Below are 23,735 nucleotides of genomic sequence, written 5' to 3'. Positions count from 1 at the left end.
ATCACTCCTCGGATGGCAGGATCTCGGCGATGACCTGGCCGCGATCGACCATGTCCCCATTCGAGACGGATATATTGCTGGCGATCCCGGCCGCGGCCGCCCGGATCGAGATTTCGAGTTTCATGGATTCCATGACCGCGACCACGTCGCCTTCGGCCACGCTCTGACCATCGGAGACCTTGATTTCGACAATCATGCCGGTCAGCGGAGAGGTCACGGCGCGATCCGCCGCGGCATTGTCGCCGGCAAAGGCAAGGGGCGCGGCGGGCCGAAATACCAGGCGGCCTTCGGGCGTATCCAGTTCGATCACGCCCGCGTGCAGGCGCGCGTCGATCAGATGGACGGTGTCGCCTTCGCCGACACGCCAACGGCCCGGGGTCAGTTCACGTGCCGACAGTATCAGCGCCTCGCCTTTCTCCGAATGGATGGTGTACTTGGCACCCGGTTTGACAGGACTGACGCGCAGTTCTTCGGATACCTCGTCAGAATCGGTAAGCGTCACGCGCTGCCCCGCTTCAATCGCATCGCCGCCCAGTCCAAGCCGCCAGCCGGTAAAGGCATCACGGTTGGTCCAGGGATTGGCGTTTGTGTCGCTGCGCGACTGGGTCACGAAGAGAATGGCAGCGGTCGCCTTCCACAGATCGGGGCGGGTCAGGCCGGGTGCCTGTGTCAGCTCATCCAGCCTGCCGTCGATCCAGCGGGTATGCACCTGCATCCGTTCGAATTCATGGTTTCGCGCCAGCGCCGTTAGAAAGGCGCGATTGGTCTCGACACCTTCGACCGCGACATGATCAAGCGCCGTGGCCAGACGTGCCAATGCGGTTTCCCGGTCGGGCGCGTGCACGATCAGCTTGGCGATCATCGGGTCGTAGTAGGGCGTGACGGCATCGCCTTCTTCGACGCCGCTGTCGATGCGCAGGCCCGATGGCAGGCTGAGCGTGGAGAGCGTGCCCGTCGACGGGGCGAATTGCATCGCCGGATCTTCGGCGTAAAGCCGCGCCTCGACCGCGTGGCCGTTGATCGTCAGATCGTCCTGCACCAGTCCAAGGCCCGCGCCTTCGGCAATCCGCAGGTGAAGCGCGACAAGGTCCAGCCCGGTGATCGCTTCGGTGACGGGATGTTCCACCTGAATGCGCGGGTTCACCTCAAGGAAGAAATACTCGCCACCCGCGACCAGAAATTCGACCGTGCCCAGCCCGCGATAGTCCAGCGTTTCGCCCAAGCGCACCGCGTCGCGTGCGATGTCGTCCAGAAGCGTTCGGGGCAGACCCCAGGCCGGGGCTTCCTCGATGACCTTCTGGTGGCGGCGCTGAAGCGTGCAATCGCGTTCGAACAGATGCACCACATGGCCTTTGCCGTCACCTGCGATCTGCACTTCAACATGGCGCGCCTCGGGCAGGAAACGCTCCAACAGCAGCCCTTCGGAGCCGAAGGTGGATTTTGCTTCGCGCAGCGCGCCTTCGATGTCCTCGACCAGCGTGGTTTCGTCAGTGACGAGCCGTTGTCCGCGCCCACCACCGCCGCCGACCGCCTTGAGCAGCACCGGCAGGCCCATTTGGCGCACCTCCTCGGCAATCTGCTCGGGATCGGACCGCGCACCTTCGGCGCCCGAAATCACCGGGACGCTGGCCGCCACGGCGGCCTCTTTGGCGCTGGCCTTGTCGCCGAAACGTTCAAGCGTTTCAGGCGTCGGCCCCATGAAGATCATGCCGGCGGCTTCGACCGAACGAGCAAAATCGGGGTTTTCGGCCAGAAAGCCATAACCGGGATGGATCGCATCCGCGCCCACTGATTGCGCAGCGGCAATCACCGCGTCGATTTTCAGATAGCTCTCGGATGCAGGTCCGGCGCCGATACAGACAGATTTGCCAATCTCGCGGACATGCAGGGCATTGGCGTCGGCCTGCGAATGCACGCCGACGGGAATGATACCGCTGGCCCGCGCAGTGCGCGCGATCCGGCAGGCAATTTCGCCGCGGTTGGCGATCAGAAGCGTCTTGATTTTCACGGTTCGCTCCTCACATCCTGAACACGCCGAATTTGGTATCGACCTTGGGTCTGCGCGATGTCACATCCAGCATCAGCGCCATGACATCACGGGTCTCACAGGGCTCGATCACGCTGTCGATCCAAAGGTTGGAAGCAAAATTATAGGCTCCCTGAAAATCTTCGTATTCCTTGCGGATCGGTGCCTTGAAGGCTTCCTCCTCCTCGGGGGTCCAGCTTTTGCCTTCGCGTTCGTTGATCTGCGCGCGGACCTGAGCCAGCACGCTGGCGGCCTGTTCCGGCCCCATGATCGCCGACCGTCCCGTCGGCCAGGCAAACATTGCGTCCGGCTGGAACGGGCGGCCCAGCATGGCCAGGTATCCCGCCCCATAGGAGCCGCCGGTGATAATGGTGAATTTCGGCACCCGGGCCGAAGACATGGCCGTGATCATCTTGGCGCCAGCCTTGGCAATGCCCATCTGCTCGACCTCGCGGCCCACCATGAAGCCGTTCACATCGGCCAGGAACAGCAGCGGAATATCACGCTGGACGCAGAGATTGATGAAATGCGTGGCCTTCAGTGCGGCTTCGACGAAAAGCACGCCTGTATTTGCGAGAATACCGACCTCGTGGCCGTGGATGCGGCCCCAGCCGGTCATGATCGTGTCGCCATAAAGCGGTTTGAATTCGTGAAAATCGCTCTCATCGACCAACCGAGCCACGATTTCGCGGTTGTCGGTCGGCACCTTGGGGTCGCGGCTGATGAGTCCATAAATCTCTTCGACCGGGTAGGCGGGCGCACGGGGCGTTTCGGGCGTCTTGCGGGGTTGGGGTTTTTCGCCAAGATGGCTGACAATTTCGCGCGTGATGGCCAGAGCGTGGGCGTCATCTTCGGCCAAATGGTCTGTCACACCGGAGACGGACGAATGCATCTTGCCGCCACCCAGTTCTTCGGCTTCGACCTTTTCGCCGGTTGCGGCAAAGGTCAATTCCGGTCCGCCTAGATACATAAAGCCCTGACCGCGCACGATCACCACTTCGTCACAGAGCGCGGGGATATAGGCACCACCCGCGGTGCAGGGCCCCATGACCACGGCGATTTGCGGCACACCATCGCCAGACATGCCGATCTGTTGGTGAAAGATGGAGCCGAACTGGCCTTCGTCGGGGAAAAGGTTGGCCTGGTCGGGCAGGAAGGCACCGCCGGAGTCCACGAGGGTGATGACGGGCAGGCGGTTTTTCCAGGCAATTTTCTGTGCCCGGACGTGTTTGCGGCAGGTGATCCCGAAATAGGTGCCGCCCTTTACGGTGGCATCATTGGCGATGATCATGCACTGACGGCCTTCGATCACGCCAATACCGGTGATGATGCCGGCGCCGGGTGGAACTCCCTTGTGCATATTCAGTCCGGCCAACTCGCCGAGTTCCAGAAATGGTGTGCCCGGGTCGATCAGTCGTTCGATCCGTTCGCGCGGCAGGATTTTGCCTTTGTCCACATGACGTTTGCGCGCCATTTCGGGGCCGCCGACGCGCTGTAAGAGCCGGAGGGCATGTAGTTCATCGACCTTTTCGCGGTAAGACACGTCGTTGGCGCGGAAGTCGTCCGACGCGGTGTCGAGAAGGGATTTCATTCTAGTCATGGCAGGTCTGGATATTTCCTGAGAACGAAGGCGACCTTGGCGGCGCCAGGTTTTTCGAAAGTGTCGGCCGCAACCAGGTGAACGTCGGCCTTGAAGACCAAGGATTCGCGCAGGCGCTGCTCGATTTTCTTTTTGAGGGTGACGTCATCGGCCGGATCGCGATTGGGGCCGCGTTCGACAATCACCGTCAGCGCGCCCTGCGTGGTGTGGCCCTCGAAATCGGCCACGATGCGCATGACGCCATTGGTGTCCGGCACCATTTCGGTAATGACGCTGTTGATCGCCGACGGGAAGACATTGGCCCCCCGGACGATCAGCATGTCGTCGGTCCGGCCGGTACAGCGGATCTTCGGCCCGGTGCGGCCGCAGGAGCATTCGGTATCGATCACTTCGATATAATCGCCTGACCGGAACCGCACGAGCGGGCTCGCCTGGCGGCCGAGCGCGGTATAGACCATCTCGCCCTCGGCACCTTTTTCCCAGGGGATGATTTCGCCGCTTTCGGGGTCGAGCAATTCGGTGATGATATAGTCCATGTTGACCATGTGCATACCCGACTGGGCGTCGCACTCGGCCCAGTATGTCACGCCCAGATCGGTGCCGCCCAGCATCTCGGTGCATTTCGCACCCCAGGCCTTTTCGATCTTTGCCCGAATTGCGGGAATGCCGCCGCCGGGTTCGCCGCCGACGATCACGCGCTCGATACCCAGTTCGCTGGCCTTGCATCCCAGCACCTCGGGAGCCTTTTCGGCCAGGTGCAGAACAAAGTTCGGAGCGCCGACCACGCAACGCGGCCGCGTGTCTGCGCAGGCGCGCAGCAGACGTTCTGCACCGCCATCCGCCCCCACCGGCACATCGATCGTGCCCATGTACTGCAATCCCTGCATCACCGGGATGCCGCCGACAAAGCCCTTGGCCAGCGAAAACGCGTGCAACACCATATCGCCCGGTCGCACCCCGTTGGCGAAGAAGCAGCGCGCCGTCATCTCGTGCCACATTTCGGCGTCGGATTCGGTCAGGGCCACATACGAGGGGCTGCCGGTGGTGCCCGACGAGGCCTGCATCTGGATGATGTCCGACATTGGTGCCGCGCGGTGCTTGCCGAAGGGCGGTTCCGCAGCAAGGCTTTCGCGGATCTCGGTCTTGTAGGTGTAAGGCAGCTTCTGCAGGTCTTCGATGCTGCGAATCTCGTCGAAATCGACACCGGCGTCGGCGAACTTTTCCTGATAGAAGGTCGAATTCGACTTGAGATAGGCCATCTGGTCACGCAGCCGCTCTTCCTGAATACGGCGCACCTCGTCGAGCGGCGTGCCCTCGATCGCGTGCCAGAAGCGATCATTTACCTTGTCGGCGGCATCCTCCCGCCGGAAGCGCATTCCAAATTGCATGTCGTTCTCCGTTCCAAGCCGTGGCGATCAATAGGATCGTGGCAGGCCCATGACCTTTTCGCCGATAAAGCTCAGGCACAGTTCGCGGTTCACCGGCGCTGTGCGCAGCAGGCGGACCAGCGGGTACATTTCGTAAAGTCCCGTATCTTCGGTAAAGCCCGATCCACCATGCGCCTGAAGCGCCGCGTCGACCGCTTCGATCCCGGCTTCGGCGGCGGCATATTTCGCCATGTTCGACGACGCACCGGCAGGCAGCTTGTTGTCGAACTCCCATGCCGCGCGCCGGGTCATCAGACTGGCCATCTCGACCGCTGTGTGCGCCTTGGCCATCGGATGCTGCACGCCCTGGTGCGCACCGATGGGTTGGCCGAACACATTGCGCTCGGAGGCATAGGCCACGCCCTTGTTCAGGGCGAACCGGCCGATGCCGCAGCACAAGGCGGCCAGGATGATACGCTCGGGGTTGAGGCTGTCGAACAGGATCGAGAACCCTTCGTCCACCTCGCCGACCACATCCTCGGGGCCGAGATCCACATCGTCGAAGAACAGTGTCCACTGCTCCTCGGGCAGGGGGATCGAGATCTTCACCCGCTGCTTGTCGACGCCTTTTTTCTTCAGATCCACGGCGAACAGGGTAAAGCCGTCGGTCTTGCGGCTGACCTCGGTATGCGGTTTGGTCCGCGCCACCACGAGGCAGTAGTCGGCCACTTCGGCCCCGGTGATGAAGGTCTTTTCGCCCGACAGGCTGAACCGGTTGCCTCGACGCTTGGCCAGCGTAGTGGCCTTCATCGTGTTCGACCCGGCCCCCGGTTCGGTGATCGCGAAACAGAACTGGATATCACCGCGGCAGGCAGCCGGCAGCAGTTCTTTCTTGTGGAACTCGCTCCCGTGGCTGGCGATATGGGCCAGCGACATGGTCGGCCCGACCACCATCATCAAAAGAGGAATGCCGTGATTGGCGGTGCCCTCCATGAACAGGGCCATTTCGGTCATACCAAGGCCCGCGCCGCCATATTCCTCGGGCACCATGATGCCGAGGAAGCCGTCATCGGCGATCTGGCGGAACATTTCGTGCGGAAACTCGTGCTTGCGTGCGTGTCTCAGCCAGTAATCGTTGTCGAACTTCTGCGCCAGCTGGCCGCCATAGTCGTAAATCTGGCGTTGTTCGTCGTTCAAAATGAAATCCATGCTTCGTCCTCAGGCCTTGAATTCGGGGGGGCGCCGGTTCTCGAACGCGTCGAGTCCTTCGGCGACGTCATCGCTGGGCAGTGCGCGCACGGCGGCATCGCGCTCAAGCCGCATCTGCTGGTCGATACCAAGGTCCGCGCCTTCGCGCGCCAACCGCTTCATCTCGGCGATGCCGGGACGTGAACGGGTGGCGATTTTCTCGCAGTATTCCAGCGCAGACTTGTGCAGGTCCGCATCCGGCACGATGTAGTTGACCAATCCGGCCTCTTTGGCCTCGTCCGACCTGAGCCAGCGGGCCGAGAACATCAGGTCGAGCGCCCGGCGCTGCCCCATCAGCCGTGTCAGCCGCTGCGAGCCACCCCAACCGGGAATCAGCCCGAATTGCGCGTGCTGATCGCCAAACTGGGCGCTTTCGGCCGCGAAACATACATCGCATGCCAGCATCAGTTCGATCCCGCCGGCCAGACACAACCCCTGCACCGCCACCACGACAGGGAGGGAGGAGGTTTCGAGCGCACGCAGGTTGTTCATGCCAAAGGCGATGAAATGGTCCAGCGCGGCGGGATCGTTCAATTTACCTTTCACTTCCACCAGATCGGCACCGGTGCAAAAGTGCTTGCCCTGCGCCCGGATGAGGATCGCCCGAATAGCGGGGTTCGCCTCGAATTCCGCACGCGCGACAGAAATACGCTCATGCACCTCAAGTGATAGGCAATTGAATTTCTCGGGGCGGGCCAGTTCGATGATGCCGGTGTTGCCCTCGGAAGTGACGAGGATGGGGTCGCTCATTTCGCGGCTCCCTTCGCCTTCTTGTCATACTGCAGCGCCATGCGACCGACCTTTTCGCGGGCGATCACCAGCTTCTGGATCTGCGCGGTGCCGTCACCGATCTGCAGGCCGAGCACATCGTTGTAGCGCTGGTGGTGGGGTAGGTCGGTGGTGTAGCCGTAATGTCCGTGCAGGATCAGGCACTGGTGAAGGATTTCGCAGGCGGTTTTGGGCAGGTACCATTTGCACATGGCGGCCTGAGAGGTGTGCGGCAGGCCACGGTCGCGCAGGTCCAGAGTGTAATAGCAAAGCTGACGCATCATGGTTAGTTGGGTCTCGGCCTCGGCCAGGGGAAAGCTGACACCCTGATACTGCACGATCGGGGCTCCGAATGCCTCGCGCTCCTGAACGTAGGCCCAGGTTTCATCCACCGACGCTTGCGCGGCCCCCAGGCACTCCAGCCCGATCAGTGCGCGGGAATAGTCGAAGCCTGCCATGATCGTGCCAAAGGCACGGTCCTGTTCCGCCATCATATTTTCGGCCGGCACGAAAACATCGTCAAAGAACACCGACCCGCGCCCGACAGGCTTGGTGCCGATGTCGTCAAAATGGGTGCGCTTGATCCCTTCCTGGTTCAGATCGACGAAAAAGGCGCTGACCCCGCGTGAGCCGCCGTTAGGATCGCCAGTACGGGCAAAGACGACCGCTGCATCCGCCTGACTGGCAAAACTCATGGATGTCTTTTCACCGTTCAGCCGCCAGCCGTTGCCGGATTTTTCGGCCCTCAGAATCAGGTTCGCCGCATCCGAACCGCCGCGCGGCTCTGTCAGGCCCAGACCAATGACGGCATCACCCGAAACAACCTTCGGCACCCATTCCGACGCGATGTCCTTGGAGGCATGTTTGGCAACCATTCCGCCCATGAGAGACCCCAGAAGCTGCACGTAACTTGCGTTGAAATCAGCATAGGCGATCTCTTCGACGATCAGCCCTGACGTGACAGAGCTTTCGCCAAGCCCCCCAAATTCCTCGGGCAGATCGGCCCCGATCAGTCCCAGTGCGCCCATCTCCTTGATCAGAGCACGGTCGAATGTATGGCCGCTGGCGCGTTCTTGATATGTGGGCGCTAGCTTTTCAGTTGCGAAGCGCTTTGCGGTTTCGCGAAACGCATTTTGGTCATCTGTTGGCTGGAATTGCATCGGTGCTCCTCCCCATGAGCGAAAATCTTCTTTCCAAAAATCTAACAAATGTTAGAATGTAGATCAAGTGCAGTTTTGAGGAGGAGAACCAAAGTGAAAAATAGACCAGATGGAAGCTTTGAAACCATGCTCTCGCCCATCCGCGCAGGCCAGCATACATTGCGAAATCGTGTCATCATGGGGTCGATGCACACGCGGTTGGAAACCGAGCCTGACGGCATAGCCAAACAGATCGCGTTTTACGCCGAGCGTGCGCGGGGGGAGGCGGCGATTCTGGTCACCGGCGGGTTTTCGCCCAATGCCGAGGGCATATTCGATCCAGAAGGTCCGAGAATCGATGACCCGGAAGAAGCGCTTGACCTGCGCCCGATCTGCGAGGCGGTGCAGGCCGAAGGCAGCCTGGTCTGCGCGCAACTCCTCCACGCCGGGCGCTATGCCAAGATCGAAGGGTGTGTGGCCCCGTCGCCGATCCGCGCCCCGATCAACCGTTTCATCCCGCGTGAAATGACCGAAGCCGACATTCTCCGTACCATCGAGGATTTTGCCGTAGCGGCCGCCAATGCGCTGGCCGCAGGCTTTGATGGCGTCGAGATCATGGGGTCCGAGGGATACCTGATCAACGAATTCACCGTCACCCACACCAACAAGCGCCAAGACGACTGGGGCGGCAGCGCCGCGAACCGCCACCGATTCCCGGTCGAGATCGTGCGCGCGGTGCGCGAACGTTGCGGCCCCGACTTTCTGGTCATCTACCGGATTTCGGCGGCCGATCTGGTCGAGGGCGGCGCGCCCGCCGAAGAAATTGCCGCACTGGCCCGCAAGATCGAGGCTGCGGGTGCGGATATCCTGAACACCGGCATCGGCTGGCATGAGGCCCGCGTGCCGACGATCGCCTACCCGGTGCCGCGCGGTGCCTGGCGCAAGGCGGCAGCCAACGTCAAAGCGGCGGTGTCGATCCCGGTAGTCGCCTCGAACCGGATCAACACACCCCAGCTTGCAGAAGACATACTTGCCTCTGGCGATGCGGACATGATCTCGATGGCGCGCCCGTTTCTGGCCGATCCGCATTTCGTGAAAAAGACGCGCGAGGGCCGCGCAGACGAGATCAACACCTGCATTGCCTGCAACCAGGCCTGCCTGGATTTCATTTTTTCGGACCGGCCGGTCGGATGTCTGGTCAATCCAAGGGCCGGGCGTGAAACGGAATTCCGGGATACGCCAACCGACACGCCAAAGAAAGTGGCCGTCGTTGGCGGTGGTGCCGCGGGCATGGCCACAGCCGCCGAGGCGGCACGGCTGGGCCACGATGTCACCCTGTTCGAAGCGCAGGACAAATTGGGCGGTCAGCTGAATCTGGCCCGCGCCGCACCAGGCAAGGACGAATTCGACGAAACCCTGCGGTATTATGCCGGTCAGATGCAGAAACACGGGGTCACGCAGCGTCTGGGACAGCGGGCAGAGGCGAGCGATCTTGAGGGATTTGACCATGTGGTCATCGCCACCGGGGTCACGCCGCGCATTCCCGACCTGCCGGGTATCGACCATCCCAGCGTCGCGACCTACGCCGAAATTCTGTCCGGTGACCGCGAGGCGGGCGACCGTGTCGTGGTGATGGGGGCGGGGGGCATCGGTCATGATGTGGCCGAGTTCCTAGTGACCAAACCCGCCGAGACCGCGAATTCCGACGTCTTTTGCGAAACCTGGGGAGTGGACCCCGAGTTTGTCTCCTCGGGTGCCCTGGCGGGCGACCCTCTGGCACCGAAGCCGTCGCGCCGCAAGGTCGTCATGCTGCAGCGCAAGACCGCTAAACCGGGCGCGGGGCTTGGTGTTTCGACAGGGTGGATCCTGCGCAACGCGCTGCGCAAACATGGGGTCGAGGCAATGGGCGGGGTGACCTATGAACATATCGACGATGCGGGGCTGCACATCGTCGCGGACGGAAACCCGACGGTCATCGCAGCCGATACAATTGTGCTGTGCACCGGTCAGGAACCGGAACGGGCCCTGGCCAAAGAGGTTGTAGCGCGCGGCGTCCCGGTTACGATGATCGGCGGGGCAAAGGAGGCCGCCGAACTGGATGCGCTGCGCGCCATTGATGAGGGCGTGCGCCTGGCGCAGGATCTCTGAACCGAGGCTCGGGCAAGGGGGAAACTATGCTGACCGACGTCATCCGCGCGGGGCGCGCTGATCTGTATTCGATCTTTCGAACCCGCGCACATGACTGCGCCCGCGCCCTCGCCATCGAGGACGGCAGCAGAAAACTGACCTATGCAGAACTGCTGGAGCGGGTCGATCGTCTGGCGGCTGTATTTCTGGCACGAGGCGTGGCGCCCGGAGACAGGATCGCGATCCTGTCGCATAACCGCTCAGAATACCTGGAGGTCGAACTTGCAGCAGCGGGAATCGGCGCGATCGTCGCCTGTCTGAACTGGCGGCTTGCCCCCGATGAACTGCGGCACTGCATCGATCTGGTCGAGCCGGTTCTCGCGGTTGTCGAACCGGAACTTTCAGAAGCTTACCGCGCCGTCGCGTCGACACCCTGTCTAACCGTCGGGCCAGACCTGGAAACGGCCATTGCCGGGGTCGAGCCGGACCCGCGCACCGGAACCATGGTTGACGACCCCGAGGCCGGTCTGACGATCCTCTATACCTCGGGGACCACGGGCCTGCCCAAGGGGGCGCATATCAGCCACCGCGCGCATATCGCCCGATCCATGGTTTTTGCGGCCCAGCTGGCGCTGGATCCCGGCGACGGGTTCATCGCCTGGGCGCCGATGTTCCACATGGCCTCCACCGATCATGCGCTGGCAACGATCCTGCGGGGCGGGACCGTGGTGATGGTGGACGGGCTGCAGCCCGCCGTCATCAACGAGGCGCTGTCACGCCACAGGATCGGCTGGTTCGTGATGATGCCCGGGGCACTGGAGGCTTTTATTAACGAACGGCACGCCAACCCTTTGCCGCTGAAGGGGATCAAGGTTTGCGGCGCAATGGCTGATCTGGTGCCGCCGCATCAGATCGCGGAACTGACCGGTCTTCTGGACACGCCCTATCTGAATTCCTTCGGGGCGACCGAAACCGGCCTGCCGCCGGGAACCGCCGATCTGATCGCGCCGGGTGTGACCCCGGACCGGCTGTCCAAGCGCATCAGCGCCTTTTGCGAGGTGCGGCTGGTCGATCCCGACGACCGCGAAGTCCCCGATGGAACGCCGGGCGAAATGGCGCTTCGGGGTCCGACGCTGTTTTCCGGGTACTGGAACGCCGACGACACCAATGCCCGTGACTTTCGCAACGGCTTTTTCCACATGGGCGATCTGTTCCGGCGCAATGCGGACGGCACCGTCGACTTTGTGGATCGGGCGAAATACCTGATCAAGACCGGAGGTGAAAACGTCTATCCGGCGGAAATCGAACGTGTGCTTCTTTCTCATCCCGATGTGATCGATGCCGCCGTGGTAAGGGCCTTCGACGCGAAATGGGGGGAAAGCCCGGTGGCCTTTGTCGCCTGTGACGATGACGGGCCGGATGCCGAGGCGCTGCTGAACTTGTGCCGCGAAAGCCTCGCTGGCTATAAGCGACCACGCGAAATTCGCTTCATCGCGTTCGAGGATTTTCCCAGATCGACCAGCGGCAAGATCCAGCGGCATATCCTCGAAGCCCGGCTCGCAGATTAATTTTCGCTCTGACCCGATCGTCAGCCAGCCACGCCAGTTCGCCCCAATAGCGATAAAAGCGTTCTTATCCTCGTTGCCACGAGCTTCTTATCCCCGCCCTTTGGAGTAACCCCCTGAAAGTGATCCACCATCTGGGATAGATTGACCCGCGATTGAAGCGCAGCCCTCTGTCGGACTACACGGCTAGGGTTTTCCGGGTGTTTGAGCTCAGGAGGATTCGTAGATCCCTGAGCCATTCATCAGTGCGATCGGTGGTTTGTTCCCGGTTGCGCTGTGGGGGCAGCAGTAACCCGGCGCATCGCACCGACGGGCATGGACTGCCGGCAATTGCCGGTTGGGGCTGCTGCGGGCCTTCAAGGGAAAGTCGGCGACTATCCGATGTGCGGGACAAAGCGGACATTCGCCAAGCGACCTCAAACGTCCGGTTCTGTACTGCGGCCCGACAAAACGATATCAAGTGATCAGCGGTCAGCCGATCGCACCTGTGTAACTGTCTTCTTCGGCCCTCCTGTCTGCATGATCTGGGACAGGTAAGAATTGCGCCGTCTGATGAAGTCACGCAGAAGGGTCGGGTAATCTTCACTGACGGCATTCTTCACAGAAACCCGACGCTCCAGTTCATGTCGCCAGGCCCTTACACGGGCAAGCCCTGTGAAGACGCCAAACTCTCCGATGGTGTCAAAAACGTCGAAATAGCGGAAGACCGGGCCGAATACGACATCGACGAGGCTGAACCGGTGGCCATCGAACCATGGTCCCTCCCCAAGCTCCGCGTCCAGCCGAAGGAACTTTGCGCGGAGCGCCGCCACTTTTTCTTCCAACGCTTTCTCGTTCGGCGCCGAGTAGAACCCCGCAATGTCGTTCAAGACAGCAGATCCAAATTCAATCCAGGCACGGTGGCGGGCGCGATCGAGAGCGTCGTGCGGATGAAGCGCGTGGGGTTGTGTATCCTCAAGATATTCGAGGATAACCGCAGATTCGAAAATCGGCGTCCCGTCCACAACCAGGACAGGCGTCTTGCCCAGCGGAGATATGGCAAGAAACCAGTCGGGCTTGTTCGAAAGATCGATGTCAGTTCTCTCGAACGTGACACCTTTCTCAGTGAGCGAGATCGCCGCGCGCTGCACATATGGGCAGAGCGCATGGCTAATGAGGTGGAGGCTCATGTTGTCTCTCCCGCCATCTGCACGTTACCGGGCGCGAAGGAAGGGCTGAGGGCGAAACGGCCGTCGCCCAGAAGCCCTTGCACGATGGCAAGCAGCGTCAGATAGGCCGGGTATTCCCACCCGCCGTTCTCGTATCCGAACATCCAGCCGTTTCCGGAGTGAGCCCAGGTCGCACCGGCCAGGATGGGCACGGTCGCCGACGCGACCCACCGAGCCTGTACGCCGAGGACCAAAAGGGCACCGGCAATCGCCTCGACTGCAAAGACCATATAAGCAAACCAGCCGGGCAGCCCGATCGAAATGAAGAACTGCGCCGTTCCGGGAAGTGTGAAAATGAAGAGCTTGAGAAACAGGCTGTGCGCCAGGAACATGATCCCGAGTGCTATACGGAGCAGGAATATCCCAAATTCTGTGAGGTGCGATTGTGACATGATATGATCCCATATGTCGATGCAGTTGCATCTATATATAGCGCGTCACATGCGATGTCAAGGTTGATGCACTTACATGTACATGATAGGTGCTGGATATGAACGAGATTGACCATGCTACTGAGGCCGCCTGGACAGCCCTCATGACTAAAAGCCGCGTTTTGCTTGAGGCTGTCGAAACGTCTCTGAAATCGGCAGGATACCCGCCAATTGCATGGTATGACGCGCTTCTCGAACTCGAGAAGGCTGGCCCGGACGGACTCCGGCCATTCGAACTCAAAGACCGGATTTTGTTACCCCAATACGGTACCTCGCGGCTGCTGAACCGTATGGTGAAAGCAGGGCTGGTGAACCGACAGGACTGCTTGGAAGATGGGCGAGGTCAAAACATTTCTATCTCTGAAAAGGGTAAATCTGTCAGGAGGGCGATGTGGCCGATCTATGAACGGGTTCTGTCGGAAAGGATCGGCGCAAAGCTGAAACCCAAAGACGCCGCTCAATTGGCCTCGCTACTCTCAAAGCTCTGAAGTCTAGGTCGACTGACGCGAAACCTGTCTGTGACTTTCCACGCTAAGTGGCCCTGAATTTTTTTCACGTTAATTGGCCGACAGTTGCCTATGTCGGTGTGCGAAGGGTGTTTCGGGCTGTTTCGACGTCCTTTCGCATCCAACAGACCTCTGCGTGATCGTTGATAAATCCCATGGCCTGCATGAATGCATATACGGTGGCCGGCCCCACGAATTTGAAGCCAAGCTTTCGTAGGTCTTTGGACAGGGTCTCGGACGCTGGTGATTTGGACCGCATTTGTGGCAGTGCGTCGTCCTTGGCAGGTTCATATAGCCAGATGAATGCGGCGAAGGAGCCTTCCTCTTGGACGACCTCGAAAGTACGGCGAGCGTTGTTGATCACGGCTTCGATCTTGCCTCGATAGCGAACAATTCCTTCATCGGCAAGTAGGCGCTTAATATCGTTGTCGTCAAAGTTCGCAACTCCCCGAAAGTCGAACCCGGCGAAGGCAGCACGAAAGTTCTCGCGCTTGGCCGGAATGGTGCGCCAGCTCCGCCCTGACTGGAAACTCCGGCGTGACGGCAGCCCATCGGCACCGTGGGCGTCCATCCGTTCCAATTACGGTTGCAGCATCAGGCCGCTGCCGCATAAACTTGAACAGAAACTGAACCAGATCCTCCGTTACGATACAGTCTCAGCTCTCCGAAAAACCCTGACGAGGGACAATCGGCGACCGCACTGCTAAAGGCTAACATTACCGCTTGGCAGGTCTGAACCTGCTGGCGGCGATCTGGATACCGCGCGCGCCTACGGGAAACGGTTGGCCGAGGTCGCGAGCCGCTGGAACAGCTGATCCAGCTGTCTGAATAATCGGCCCGGCCGCCCGGATCGGATGTGCTGCGGCCGGGTTGCGCTCAGTCCGCGACCCCCGCCCGCCCGATCAGCGCCATGAGCGTTCCGGTCATCGTTGCGACGAGCTTTTCATCCTGGCTCTTCACGGCATAGGCACGCGCCTCGCATATGGTCAGCGTCCTGCCTGGTTTCACCACGTCAGCGACGAAGCGAAACCGTTCGCCGTCCGCCGGGTTGAGTAGGTTGATCTTGAATTCGGCCGTCAACACTGCCGCGTCCGCTGGCATCAGCGAAAAGGCCGCGTATCCGCAGGCGCTGTCCAGCGCTGTCGACAGGATTCCGGCATGCAAAAACCCATGCTGCTGGGTCAGTGCAACCTGATGTGCCATTTCCAGAACGATGCGGCCGGGTAACAACTCGGCAATGCTGATCCCCAACGTGTTCATCACCTTCTGGCGATCGAAACTGTTGCGCACGCGTGCGTCATAGTCGGGGTTTTTCGGTTTGAATTGTGTCATGGCGGGTCTTCCTCTTCGATTTCATTCGTCAATGACCAATCTTAGGCGGTCTTTGAGGCGCGTATCTTGTAGCGAAAGGTCAAAACGACGCGGAATAGACAGAGCGCGCAACGCGCCGGGCGGTTTGCCGGCGAAGATCCGGCAAGCGGCGGACAAGTGAGATTGATCGTAGTATCCGGCGTCCAGCGCCAGATCGCTCAGCAGCAGGGTCTTTGACGCAAGCTGCCCGAGAGCCCGGCGAAAGCGTCGCAAGGTCGCAAGCCGCCGCCGCGACACGCCGGTTTCCGCCCGCACCTTTCGACGTTTGGTCCGGTCGCTGTAAGCTCCGGTTGGTGCGGCAAAGCGCAGGTCTCTCGCAAGGCCGTCAAGCACCGCGATGAGCGCAGGCAGGTCATCGTCCCCGTTCTGAACCCGGGCCAGTTCTGAGGCCAGCATGTCCAGCCCTTTGGAGTCGGGAAATCGCTGCGGTCGTGACGACAGTCGCAGCCCGGCCACGACACCCAGGAATGGCCTTGGGCGGGGCGAAAAATAGGGGCGCGGTTCTGCCAGCGATACGCGCCCGCCGCCGCTGTCGTCGCGCGTTACCGAAAGGGTAAAGAGGTCGGTTGCGAACCGCCCGTGTCCACCACCGCTCAGCACACCGGTATCGCGGAACACGAACAAATGGTCGATCTGTTTGGCCGCTTCCTCAGGCGGAGCCAGTTCGAGATAACGCGGCGGCTCCATCAGGTTACTTGACGAAAGCATCCCGGTTCTCGGCGACGAAATCGGCAAATCGGCGCGCCGGGCGTCCCATCACATCACTGACCGTGGTCTCGATGCCGGCAAGGTAGCCCTTGGGCGCGATGGAAGCCAATTCGACCATGGCTCTGGCGACCTCGTCCTGCATTCCGCCAGCCACCATGCCCGCCTTGGCATTTTCGGCCGACAGGGACACGCACGACACTGTTCGTCCCGTCACCCCGGACAGAAGGGCCGCGATGTCATCCCCTGCAAGAGCTTCGGGCCCGGTCAGGCCAAGAGCCTTGCCTTCGTAACCCGGAGCGGTCAGCGCCTCGGCGGCGACATCCGCGATGTCGCGGGCGTCGATCCAGGCCACGGGGCCGCCCAGATCGTCATAGTACACGGCGTCCTTTGCAATGTTGCCGGCCTGCCACAGCAGGTTCTGCATGAAATAGGTCGGCTGGACAAAGGTCCAGTCAAGGCCGCTTTGCTTCAGCAGCTCCTGGGTTTCGGAATGCCACTTTCCAAAGGTCAGCCCCGCCTTGGGCGACGCGCCAAGCCCCGTGGCCACAACGATATGGCGCACGCCCGCGGCCTTGGCCGCCTCGATCACGTTCGCCTTCCACTGGCGCATGTTCAGATGGGCAGGCGTGACCAGGTATATCTTTTCTGCCCCGTCACAGGCCCGCGCCAGCGCGGCAGGGTCCGTGAAATCCGCTGCGACCGCCTCGCATCCTTTGGCCCTTAGCGCATCTAACTTGGAGGGGGCGCTGGTGACAGCGCGCACGGACGCGCCTTTTGCCAGAAGCGTATCGACGAGGGGCGCGCCAGTCGTGCCCGTGGCTCCGAAAACAGTGATCATGACTTTTCCTTTTGCAGGTCTGCGATGGGCTGAATGGTTTCCGGGTTGCTGATCGACGACAGATCGCCCGGATCTTCACCGAGAAAGGCGGCACGCACGACACGGCGCATGGTTTTCATGCTGCGGGTCTTGGGCAGCGCTTCGACAAAGTGGATCTCGCGCGGGCGGAAGGGCTTCGAGACGATCTCTCCGACACGATCCTTGAGCCGGTTCACGAGCTCCGCGTCCGGCGACACATTTGGGGCCGCCACGCAGACGCAGACGACGGCCACGCCCTTGATGTCATCAGGTGCCGCGATGGCAGCGGCGTCCACCACCTCTCCGGTTTCGGTCAGGGCCGCCTCGATCTCGGGCGGGCCGATGCGTTTGCCGGCGATGTTCAGCGTGTCGTCCGACCGGCCCAGGATATACCATGTCCCGTCCGGATCGCAGCGCACCCAGTCGCCGTGCCGCCAGAGGCCGGGGAAGGTGGACCAGTAGGTTTCAAGGTAGCGATCGCGGTCCCCCCAGATGGCCGGGGTCAGACCCAGAGGCGGCTGGGTCACGACCAGTTCGCCGACCTCGCCCGGTGCGGCTTCGCTGCCGTCCTGGCGCAGAACCTTGGCCCCGACACCCAGGGCCTGGGCCGAAAATCCGCCGGGCTTGAGCTCGTGCAGCACGGTCGAGGTCAGGATCGCGCCAAAAAGCTCGGTCCCGCCCGAGATGTTCAGCGGCACGGCGCGGCGGCGACAGATATGATCGAGCTGCCAGAGCCAGGCATCCTCGGTCCAGGGCTCGCCGGTCGAGGCGACGATGCGCAGGGACGACAAGTCGTAGCCCGACAAAGATTCAGTATCCTGCGTCATGAACTGCCGTACCAGGGTCGGGGCCACGCCGAGATGCGTGACCTCCATCTCGGACGCAAGACGCAACAGCCTGAAGGGATCGCCGGGCATTGATGGTGCGCCCTCGGCCAGCACCAGAGTCGAACCGGACAAGAGCACCGACAAAAGGGTAAGCGGTCCCATGACCCACCCCATGTCGGTCATCCAGAGGTGCCGGTCATCCCGTTTCATGTCGAGGCAAAGCAGGAAATCGGCCGTGGCCTTGGCCTGCACGCCCAGATGGGTATGCACGACGCCCTTGGGCCGTCCGGTGGTGCCTGACGTATAGGCGATCAGAAAGGTGGCTTCGGCCTTGACCGGAACGGCGGCAAGCTCCGGACTGGCGCGGCCCACGGTTTCGCTCCAGTCCAGATCGCGGGCGGGATCGGCTACCGCACCGCCGAACCGTCGCAGGCTGATCACGGTATGAACCGATGGCACGTCGGTCAAAGCCTGGGCGAGGCTCGCCTCCATCCAGACCGGCTTGCCTCGCCGGGGTGTGGCATCCGCTGTCAGCACCGCCACGGCATCCGCGTCGTTCAGGCGCGATACGATGGCATGAGGCGCAAAACCGGAAAACAGCGGCACCGCAACCGCGCCCAGCCGGGCAATCCCCAGAAGCGCGGCCTCGATTTCGGGGATCATCGGCATATAGATGCCCACCGCCTGACCGGGCCTTACACCGCGCGTGGCAAGGGCCGAGGCAACGCGGGAGGCTTCGGCGGTAAGGTCGGAATAGGTCCAGCGGCGGCGGCTTCCGTCTTCGCCGACCCAGTCGATTGCGACCTTGTCGCCCAAGCCATCGACAATTCGGGCGTCAAGACAGGTTTCCGTCAGATTCAAAGTACTCCCGACGGCCCACCGGATCGATTCGGGCCCTTCGGAGATATCTCGCAACCGGCTGTAGGGCCGCGCGAACCGTATCCCGGCATGGTCAATGATCCGGCCCCAGAACCAGTCTGGGTCTTCATTCGAACGGCGGACGAGTTCCTCGTAACTGTCAATGCCGCAGCCCGTCAGAAATGCGGTCAGAGTGCTTGTCCGCTGGATGTCAGAGCCTGGCTGAAACATTCGCAACCTTTCTAGAATGAAAAAGGGCCGCACAAAAGGCGCGGCCAGTCGGGGAGGTAACTCTTTTGGCACGGTTTGGCAGCAACGCCTGGTGTCCGGCGCTGCTGTCATGGCTTCAACCGTGCATGGACAAGCCGCCCGAAACCGAAATCACCTGGCCGGTAATGAACCCTGCGTCGTCCGACGACAGGAAGCAGATGATGCCAGGGTAATCCGTCGGCTGCGCCAGGCGCTTCATCGGAATCGCCCGCTTGAGACCTTCGGCGATCTTTTGACCTGCCTCGCCCTCGGCAAATTGAGCGAACAGAGGTGTGTCGGTCGGTCCCGGGGCGACCGCATTCAATTGTATACCTTTGCGCGCCAGCTCGCGCGCCACGGTCTTCGTGAACGAAATGATGCCGCCCTTGCAGGCTGAATAAACCGCCTCGCCGGATGACCCGACACGACCAGCGTCAGAGGCGATGTTAACCACGCGACCGCCGCCGCTCTTGACCATGCCCGGAAGCACCGCGTGATGCATGTTGAGCGGGCCGTAAAGATTGATGTCGATAACCTTTTTCCAAAGATCGGCATCGGTGTCGAGAAACATTCTGCTGACGTCCCAGCCGGCGTTGTTCACCAGCACATCAATCGGGCCGCCGGATTCGAACTCGGCCACCGCCGTGTCGACTTGACTACGGTCGGTGATATCTACCTTGAAGGCCTGCGCCTTCCCGCCAGCCTCGGTGATCAGTCGGACAGTTTCCTCCGCCCCATCCTTGTTCAGATCGAAAACGGCAACTTCGGCGCCCTCTTCGCCGAACCGTTCGCAAACTGCGCGGCCAATGCCGCTTCCACCGCCGGTCACAATGACCCGTTTTCCACTCAACCCTCGCATGGAGGTCCTCCTCTTCCGATAAACCTTTGTCAAGAACTTGATTCGGAACGTTCCTTGGATTATTCTAACATTTGTTAGATTTAATGCAATGGACAGTCTCGTGTCCCGCAAGTATCGAAATGAAATGGTACACAAGACTGACCCCCCCAGGACACTGAGCGAAGACTTGAGCAAGTCTGAGAGGACACGTGAGGGTATCCTTTCGGCGGCTGCGCGACTTTTTCGGTATGAAGGCTATCACGCAACGACTATGCGCGACATCGCGCAGGAAGCTGGCATTGAGGCCGGCAGCATTTATTATCATTTTCAATCCAAGGACCAGATTCTGAGCGAAGTTCTCGATCTTGGCGTCCGTCAACTATATCAGGCGGTCAGTGAAATCGTTCGGTCGGCACCGACAAGTTCGGAGGATTTTCGCAAGACTTTCGGACTGCTGATTGAAACACACCTTGCCTACCTATTGACCGACAGCGACTTTACGTCAGCCAATATTCGGAACTATCCGATGTTGTCGGACGAAACACGCGCCCCGCATCGCGAATTGCGTGCATCATATGCGGGTGCCTGGGGCAAATTCCTGAATGACGCCAAACGCGCCGACCACCTTCGAAGCGACATATCCACTGCTGTGATCCGCCAGTTCATCCTGAGTGCCATGAACTGGACCGTAGAATGGTACGATGTCGACTCGTATCCGGTGCGCATACTCGCGGAACGAATGAGTAAGCTGATACTTGACGGAATGTGTCCACATCGCAAGGCGGATACCGAAGGCTTGAAGCTGTGCCCCGCCACTACCGCCAAAACCCCGGATCCCGACAGCAAGGCGGCTAAGACCCGTGCAGAAATTCTAAAGGCCGCAGCGCGCGTTCTGAGGGACAATGGCTACAAGGCGACCACGCTGAGAAAGATCGCGGAAGAAGCGGACATGAAAGCGGGCAGCGTCTATTACCATTTCAACTCCAAAGAAGCGATCGTTGACGAAGTTCTAAACGCCGGACTGAGGGACTTGCTATCAGGTGTCGAAGCCGCCGTTCGGAAATTCGATGCCCCGTACGATCATCACGCCAAGATAGCGACTGCAATCTGGGCGCACCTGGATTTCCTCTTCAAGGCAAGTGAATTCACCTCGGCGAATATCAGAAGCTATGGAATGCTCCCCAATCATTTCAGGGAGAGGCACAGGGGTATTCGCCATGAGTATGGAAAACTCTGGGATCGGATACTCCGTGAAGCTCAGGACGACGGTGCCATACGGTCGGATATCAAGATCGTCCCCTTGCGCCAAGTGATGTTGGGTGCCTTAAACTGGACGGTGGAATGGTTCGACCCGAACAAGGCAGGAGTGGAAGGATATCTATCACTGCCTGAATTCTCCAGCATGCTCATCAATCTGCTATTGGAAGGCATTTGTAACCGGGAAGCGACCCCGTCCACAGGACAAGGTAGCCCTGAAAGCGGTTGCCCCGGTCAGACCAGAAGGAAGTGATACAGCCCTTCGGCAACCGCCTTTTCCCGATCCGTCTGCCAGCTGAGCACGCTGACGCTTGCCATCCGCTTGCCTTTGCGCGTGACGTTAGCGCGCGCAAAAAGCGGTCCCTTCACACCGGGTCTGAGGTAATCGACGGTCAGGTTGATCGGCTTGGCCGGAACGTCGGCGAAATCGGGCTGTACCGCGATGGCGGCAGTGGCCTCCATAAAACTCGCGATTATGCCGCCATGGTAGTACTCCATGATCGGGTTACCGATATGGCGGTCATCAAAGGTCATTTCCGCCTCAGCATGGAGACTGTCTAGACTTCTGACCTCAAAGTTGAGAAATCGGAAGAACGGCACCCGGGATACATTGGCATTGACAGTTTGCACGTCCATCACGAGGTTTTTCCTTTTGTCATTGCGTCAAACAGGCTGGTTTCGCCGCGCGTCAATGCAAACGAGGCGGTTCCCCTAGCTATTTCAGCATCCTCATGGCCCGCGAACCAGACGCTGCCGGAATTGAAGGCGATGTGGCGGGTCTTGCGAAAACAATGCGCTTGAACGATGACATCCGCGCGCGAACGGGCCGGGCGCAGGTAATCAACTCTGAGGTCAAGAGTGGCCATGGTACTGACGCCTTCGATGGCAACAAAGTTCGCCAGTCCAAAGACACTGTCCAGAAGTGCCGTCAGGATACCACCGTGGAGCAGCGATTGTTCCGCATCGACGCAAAAGTCCGGATTGAACGGCATCCGAACCCGAACACCTTCCGTCGAGACCTCTTCGATCTCAAGCGCCATATGCGTTATCAGACCCTTGCCGCGCGCATTCCACATCTGCGCGATTTGCTCCATCTTCTTTTGGGTGATGTCTGACATGCGATCTTTCCTTTAACGCCCCGTGAAATTGGGTTTTCGTTTTTCGACGAACGCAGCAACCGCCTCGTGGTGGTCTTCGGTCTGATGCATGAGCGCCTGATAGGCCGCCGCGGAATTCAGGAAATCCGGCAGGTCCATCCGTTCGGCATTGCGCATCAGACGCTTGGCGACCCGCACCGCGCGCGGCGGTTTCGCGGCGATGACAGCGGCCCGTTCACGGGCCCGTTCCATCAATTTTTCATGAGGCACAAGTTCAAGCACCATACCAAGCTCCAGCGCTTCCTTGGCCTCGACCATGCGCCCCGAGAAGGTCAGATCGGCGGCCTTCTGGTGGCCCAGACGACGCAACAGGAACCAGCTGCCCGCATCGCCCGGAATGATTCCGAGATTCAGAAACACCTCGCCGAACCTTGCTTTTTCTGACGCGATGCGCATGTCGCACATCATGGTCAGGTCGCACCCCGCGCCCACCGCCGGGCCGTTGACTGCGGCGATCGTCGGAATATCCATGTTGTAGAGCGCAAGCGGCAGCCGCTGCACCCCATCAACATAACTCTGCGCCGCCGCCAGCGGCTCCTTGCGGAACACGCTGTCGGGATCGTTCATCTCCTTGATGTCCCCGCCTGCACAAAAGGCCGGGTCGGCCCCGGTCAGGATCATCACGCTGACCTGAGGATCGGCCTGCACCTTGGCGAAGGTCTCCAGAAGGGCAGCGATCATGTCGTTGCCGGTGACCGGGTTGCGCCGCTCGGGGTCGTTCAGCGTAACCGTAGCGATCCTGTCGGAAATCTCCAGAAGGACGGGCTGTTTATTCATTCTTGCCATCTCCCCGTTCGCGTTTCTCGAACATCGCGGGGTTGATCATGTCCCGCGCGTCATGACCCATATGCAAGGTTTCACCGCCGTCTACATAAATGTCTTCTCCGGTGATGAAACCGCCAAGTTTCGAGGCCAGGAAAATGATCGTGCCTGCGATGTCCTCGGCCGCCCCCATCCGGTTTAGCACCGAGCGGTTCAGCTTTTTCCACTGTTCCGGCGGAATCGGATAGCGGCCAAGCGCATCGGTCTTGATCGTGCCCGGCGCGACACAGTTCAGCCGGATGCCGTACTCGCCCCATTCGGCGGCCAGCGTTTTCATCATGCCCGTCACACCGGCGCGGGCGGCGACGGTGTGTGTAAAGCCGGTAAGCGCGGTGCGCGCAGAGATGGCGGTGACAAACACAACCGATCCACCATTGTCGTACATGAAGTGATCCGCCGCTGCCCGGGTCATCTGCCAAGATCCGATCAGGTTGTTGCGGATCACGGCTTCGAAGCCCTTGTTGGTGATATCGCGGGCGGCCGCGATATACTGGCCGCCGGCATTGTTCACCAAAACATCCAACTGCCCATAGTGGTCCTTGATCCGCCCCATCGCAGCTTCGATACTGTCTTCGTCGCGGGTGTCTCCGGGCACGACAAAGGCCTCGCCCCCCGCCGCCCGGATCATTTCGGCGGTCTCTTCCAGCGGCTCTTCGCGGCGCGCGAACAGCGCAAGCCTTGCCCCGCAAGCGGCCATTTCGATCGCCGTCGCCCGGCCCATTCCAGATCCGGACCCCGTGACCAGGGCAACTTGACCCGCCATGAGATCCGACGCGTAACGCCTTGATTTCGCTTCGCTCATGTTCC

The 23,735-nt window shown here is 60.7% G+C and carries 22 protein-coding genes; 4 read left to right on the top strand and 18 right to left on the bottom strand.

The window, feature by feature from the left end:
- Position 1: 1 nt before the first annotated feature.
- Genes I3253_RS14050 through I3253_RS14025 form a run of 6 tightly spaced genes read right to left on the bottom strand, consistent with a single transcriptional unit; the run spans position 2 to position 8,169 of the window.
- Positions 2-2,008 carry an acetyl/propionyl/methylcrotonyl-CoA carboxylase subunit alpha gene (locus tag I3253_RS14050; protein ID WP_152467129.1) on the bottom strand — a complete coding sequence of 669 codons (2,007 nt, stop codon included), beginning with the start codon at positions 2,006-2,008 and terminating at the stop codon, positions 2-4.
- 10 nt (positions 2,009-2,018) lie between these two features.
- Positions 2,019-3,626, bottom strand: a complete 1,608-nt coding sequence (locus I3253_RS14045; RefSeq protein WP_152467130.1) for an acyl-CoA carboxylase subunit beta — start codon at positions 3,624-3,626, stop codon at positions 2,019-2,021.
- The gene (locus I3253_RS14040) at positions 3,623-5,014 is read right to left on the bottom strand and encodes a phenylacetate--CoA ligase family protein (protein ID WP_136340197.1); all 1,392 of its coding nucleotides are present in this window, start codon (positions 5,012-5,014) and stop codon (positions 3,623-3,625) included. Before I3253_RS14040 ends, I3253_RS14045 begins: the two co-directional genes overlap by 4 nt.
- A gap of 27 nt (positions 5,015-5,041) precedes the next feature.
- Entirely contained in the window at positions 5,042-6,202 is a 1,161-nt protein-coding gene (locus tag I3253_RS14035) for an acyl-CoA dehydrogenase family protein (RefSeq protein WP_027264402.1), read from the bottom strand.
- A gap of 9 nt (positions 6,203-6,211) precedes the next feature.
- Entirely contained in the window at positions 6,212-6,991 is a 780-nt protein-coding gene (locus I3253_RS14030; protein ID WP_197918528.1) for an enoyl-CoA hydratase/isomerase family protein, read from the bottom strand.
- Positions 6,988-8,169 carry an acyl-CoA dehydrogenase family protein gene (locus I3253_RS14025; protein WP_197918526.1) on the bottom strand — a complete coding sequence of 394 codons (1,182 nt, stop codon included), beginning with the start codon at positions 8,167-8,169 and terminating at the stop codon, positions 6,988-6,990. The genes I3253_RS14030 and I3253_RS14025 overlap by 4 nt, the downstream gene beginning before the upstream one ends.
- Positions 8,170-8,295: 126 nt before the next feature.
- Here I3253_RS14025 and I3253_RS14020 point away from each other — a divergent pair, with 126 nt between their 5' ends.
- The gene (locus I3253_RS14020) at positions 8,296-10,296 is read left to right on the top strand and encodes an NADPH-dependent 2,4-dienoyl-CoA reductase (RefSeq protein WP_152467196.1); all 2,001 of its coding nucleotides are present in this window, start codon (positions 8,296-8,298) and stop codon (positions 10,294-10,296) included.
- Between the two features lie 26 nt (positions 10,297-10,322).
- Positions 10,323-11,843, top strand: a complete 1,521-nt coding sequence (locus I3253_RS14015; RefSeq protein WP_152467131.1) for a class I adenylate-forming enzyme family protein — start codon at positions 10,323-10,325, stop codon at positions 11,841-11,843.
- A gap of 461 nt (positions 11,844-12,304) precedes the next feature.
- On the opposite strand, the gene I3253_RS14010 is transcribed toward I3253_RS14015, so the two are convergent.
- A complete protein-coding gene (locus I3253_RS14010; RefSeq protein ID WP_043753650.1) occupies positions 12,305-13,009 on the bottom strand; it encodes a glutathione S-transferase family protein in 705 nt (234 codons plus the stop codon).
- Positions 13,006-13,440, bottom strand: a complete 435-nt coding sequence (locus I3253_RS14005; protein ID WP_036051600.1) for a DoxX family protein — start codon at positions 13,438-13,440, stop codon at positions 13,006-13,008. Before I3253_RS14005 ends, I3253_RS14010 begins: the two co-directional genes overlap by 4 nt.
- Positions 13,441-13,538: 98 nt before the next feature.
- Between I3253_RS14005 and I3253_RS14000 the strand changes: the two genes are divergently transcribed.
- Positions 13,539-13,967 (top strand): MarR family winged helix-turn-helix transcriptional regulator, encoded by a 429-nt coding sequence (locus I3253_RS14000; protein ID WP_232237122.1) that lies wholly within the window; start codon positions 13,539-13,541, stop codon positions 13,965-13,967.
- 88 nt (positions 13,968-14,055) lie between these two features.
- Here I3253_RS14000 and I3253_RS13995 read toward each other — a convergent pair whose 3' ends face one another.
- The 6 genes from I3253_RS13995 to I3253_RS13970 all read right to left on the bottom strand — a co-directional run bounded on the left by I3253_RS13995 (position 14,056) and on the right by I3253_RS13970 (position 19,713).
- Positions 14,056-14,556, bottom strand: a complete 501-nt coding sequence (locus tag I3253_RS13995; protein WP_136340201.1) for a DNA-3-methyladenine glycosylase I — start codon at positions 14,554-14,556, stop codon at positions 14,056-14,058.
- Positions 14,557-14,861: 305 nt separating this feature from the next.
- Entirely contained in the window at positions 14,862-15,317 is a 456-nt protein-coding gene (locus tag I3253_RS13990) for a PaaI family thioesterase (RefSeq protein ID WP_152467132.1), read from the bottom strand.
- Between the two features lie 21 nt (positions 15,318-15,338).
- Entirely contained in the window at positions 15,339-16,064 is a 726-nt protein-coding gene (locus I3253_RS13985) for a helix-turn-helix domain-containing protein (RefSeq protein ID WP_152467133.1), read from the bottom strand.
- Positions 16,048-16,902, bottom strand: a complete 855-nt coding sequence (locus I3253_RS13980; protein ID WP_152467134.1) for an SDR family oxidoreductase — start codon at positions 16,900-16,902, stop codon at positions 16,048-16,050. Before I3253_RS13980 ends, I3253_RS13985 begins: the two co-directional genes overlap by 17 nt.
- Positions 16,899-18,836 carry an AMP-binding protein gene (locus I3253_RS13975; protein ID WP_197918524.1) on the bottom strand — a complete coding sequence of 646 codons (1,938 nt, stop codon included), beginning with the start codon at positions 18,834-18,836 and terminating at the stop codon, positions 16,899-16,901. Before I3253_RS13975 ends, I3253_RS13980 begins: the two co-directional genes overlap by 4 nt.
- 115 nt (positions 18,837-18,951) lie before the next feature.
- Entirely contained in the window at positions 18,952-19,713 is a 762-nt protein-coding gene (locus I3253_RS13970) for a glucose 1-dehydrogenase (protein WP_152467136.1), read from the bottom strand.
- A gap of 88 nt (positions 19,714-19,801) precedes the next feature.
- Between I3253_RS13970 and I3253_RS13965 the strand changes: the two genes are divergently transcribed.
- Entirely contained in the window at positions 19,802-21,202 is a 1,401-nt protein-coding gene (locus tag I3253_RS13965; protein WP_269648888.1) for a TetR/AcrR family transcriptional regulator, read from the top strand.
- Here the strand turns inward: I3253_RS13965 and I3253_RS13960 are convergent.
- From I3253_RS13960 to I3253_RS13945, 4 genes are read right to left on the bottom strand one after another with little or no spacing between them, the layout of a single operon-like run.
- Positions 21,184-21,585 (bottom strand): PaaI family thioesterase, encoded by a 402-nt coding sequence (locus I3253_RS13960; RefSeq protein ID WP_028093915.1) that lies wholly within the window; start codon positions 21,583-21,585, stop codon positions 21,184-21,186. The genes I3253_RS13965 and I3253_RS13960 overlap by 19 nt on opposite strands.
- Positions 21,585-22,067: a PaaI family thioesterase gene (locus tag I3253_RS13955; RefSeq protein ID WP_027264417.1), complete on the bottom strand. Its 483-nt coding sequence runs from the start codon at positions 22,065-22,067 to the stop codon at positions 21,585-21,587. Before I3253_RS13955 ends, I3253_RS13960 begins: the two co-directional genes overlap by 1 nt.
- A gap of 12 nt (positions 22,068-22,079) precedes the next feature.
- On the bottom strand, positions 22,080-22,883 hold the full coding sequence (locus I3253_RS13950) for an enoyl-CoA hydratase-related protein (protein ID WP_152467137.1): 804 nt from the start codon (positions 22,881-22,883) through the stop codon (positions 22,080-22,082).
- Positions 22,876-23,730: an SDR family NAD(P)-dependent oxidoreductase gene (locus tag I3253_RS13945; protein ID WP_057796873.1), complete on the bottom strand. Its 855-nt coding sequence runs from the start codon at positions 23,728-23,730 to the stop codon at positions 22,876-22,878. Before I3253_RS13945 ends, I3253_RS13950 begins: the two co-directional genes overlap by 8 nt.
- Between the last annotated feature and the right edge of the window lie 5 nt (positions 23,731-23,735).

This window comes from Thiosulfatihalobacter marinus (genome assembly GCF_016019955.1).
In the GTDB taxonomy this organism is placed as follows: Bacteria; Pseudomonadota; Alphaproteobacteria; order Rhodobacterales; family Rhodobacteraceae; genus Shimia; species Shimia marinus_A.
The sequence above is the reverse complement of the archived record's forward strand: the minus strand, read 5'-3'. Positions and strand labels throughout refer to the sequence as shown.

Bases quoted from the DNA above. Each gene is read 5' to 3' on its own strand.
- I3253_RS13955 (WP_027264417.1), bottom strand. From the start codon at position 22,067: ATGTCAGACATCACCCAAAAGAAGATGGAGCAAATCGCGCAGATGTGG.
- I3253_RS13985 (WP_152467133.1), bottom strand. From the start codon at position 16,064: ATGCTTTCGTCAAGTAACCTGATGGAGCCGCCGCGTTATCTCGAACTG.
- I3253_RS14035 (WP_027264402.1), bottom strand. From the start codon at position 6,202: ATGGATTTCATTTTGAACGACGAACAACGCCAGATTTACGACTATGGC.
- I3253_RS13975 (WP_197918524.1), bottom strand. From the start codon at position 18,836: ATGTTTCAGCCAGGCTCTGACATCCAGCGGACAAGCACTCTGACCGCA.
- I3253_RS14045 (WP_152467130.1), bottom strand. From the start codon at position 3,626: ATGACTAGAATGAAATCCCTTCTCGACACCGCGTCGGACGACTTCCGC.
- I3253_RS14040 (WP_136340197.1), bottom strand. From the start codon at position 5,014: ATGCAATTTGGAATGCGCTTCCGGCGGGAGGATGCCGCCGACAAGGTA.
- I3253_RS13945 (WP_057796873.1), bottom strand. From the start codon at position 23,730: ATGAGCGAAGCGAAATCAAGGCGTTACGCGTCGGATCTCATGGCGGGT.
- I3253_RS14000 (WP_232237122.1), top strand. From the start codon at position 13,539: ATGAACGAGATTGACCATGCTACTGAGGCCGCCTGGACAGCCCTCATG.
- I3253_RS14030 (WP_197918528.1), bottom strand. From the start codon at position 6,991: ATGAGCGACCCCATCCTCGTCACTTCCGAGGGCAACACCGGCATCATC.
- I3253_RS13995 (WP_136340201.1), bottom strand. From the start codon at position 14,556: ATGGACGCCCACGGTGCCGATGGGCTGCCGTCACGCCGGAGTTTCCAG.
- I3253_RS14010 (WP_043753650.1), bottom strand. From the start codon at position 13,009: ATGAGCCTCCACCTCATTAGCCATGCGCTCTGCCCATATGTGCAGCGC.
- I3253_RS14015 (WP_152467131.1), top strand. From the start codon at position 10,323: ATGCTGACCGACGTCATCCGCGCGGGGCGCGCTGATCTGTATTCGATC.
- I3253_RS13990 (WP_152467132.1), bottom strand. From the start codon at position 15,317: ATGACACAATTCAAACCGAAAAACCCCGACTATGACGCACGCGTGCGC.
- I3253_RS13950 (WP_152467137.1), bottom strand. From the start codon at position 22,883: ATGAATAAACAGCCCGTCCTTCTGGAGATTTCCGACAGGATCGCTACG.
- I3253_RS14020 (WP_152467196.1), top strand. From the start codon at position 8,296: ATGCTCTCGCCCATCCGCGCAGGCCAGCATACATTGCGAAATCGTGTC.
- I3253_RS14005 (WP_036051600.1), bottom strand. From the start codon at position 13,440: ATGTCACAATCGCACCTCACAGAATTTGGGATATTCCTGCTCCGTATA.
- I3253_RS14025 (WP_197918526.1), bottom strand. From the start codon at position 8,169: ATGCAATTCCAGCCAACAGATGACCAAAATGCGTTTCGCGAAACCGCA.
- I3253_RS13965 (WP_269648888.1), top strand. From the start codon at position 19,802: ATGGACAGTCTCGTGTCCCGCAAGTATCGAAATGAAATGGTACACAAG.
- I3253_RS13980 (WP_152467134.1), bottom strand. From the start codon at position 16,902: ATGATCACTGTTTTCGGAGCCACGGGCACGACTGGCGCGCCCCTCGTC.
- I3253_RS13970 (WP_152467136.1), bottom strand. From the start codon at position 19,713: ATGCGAGGGTTGAGTGGAAAACGGGTCATTGTGACCGGCGGTGGAAGC.
- I3253_RS13960 (WP_028093915.1), bottom strand. From the start codon at position 21,585: ATGGACGTGCAAACTGTCAATGCCAATGTATCCCGGGTGCCGTTCTTC.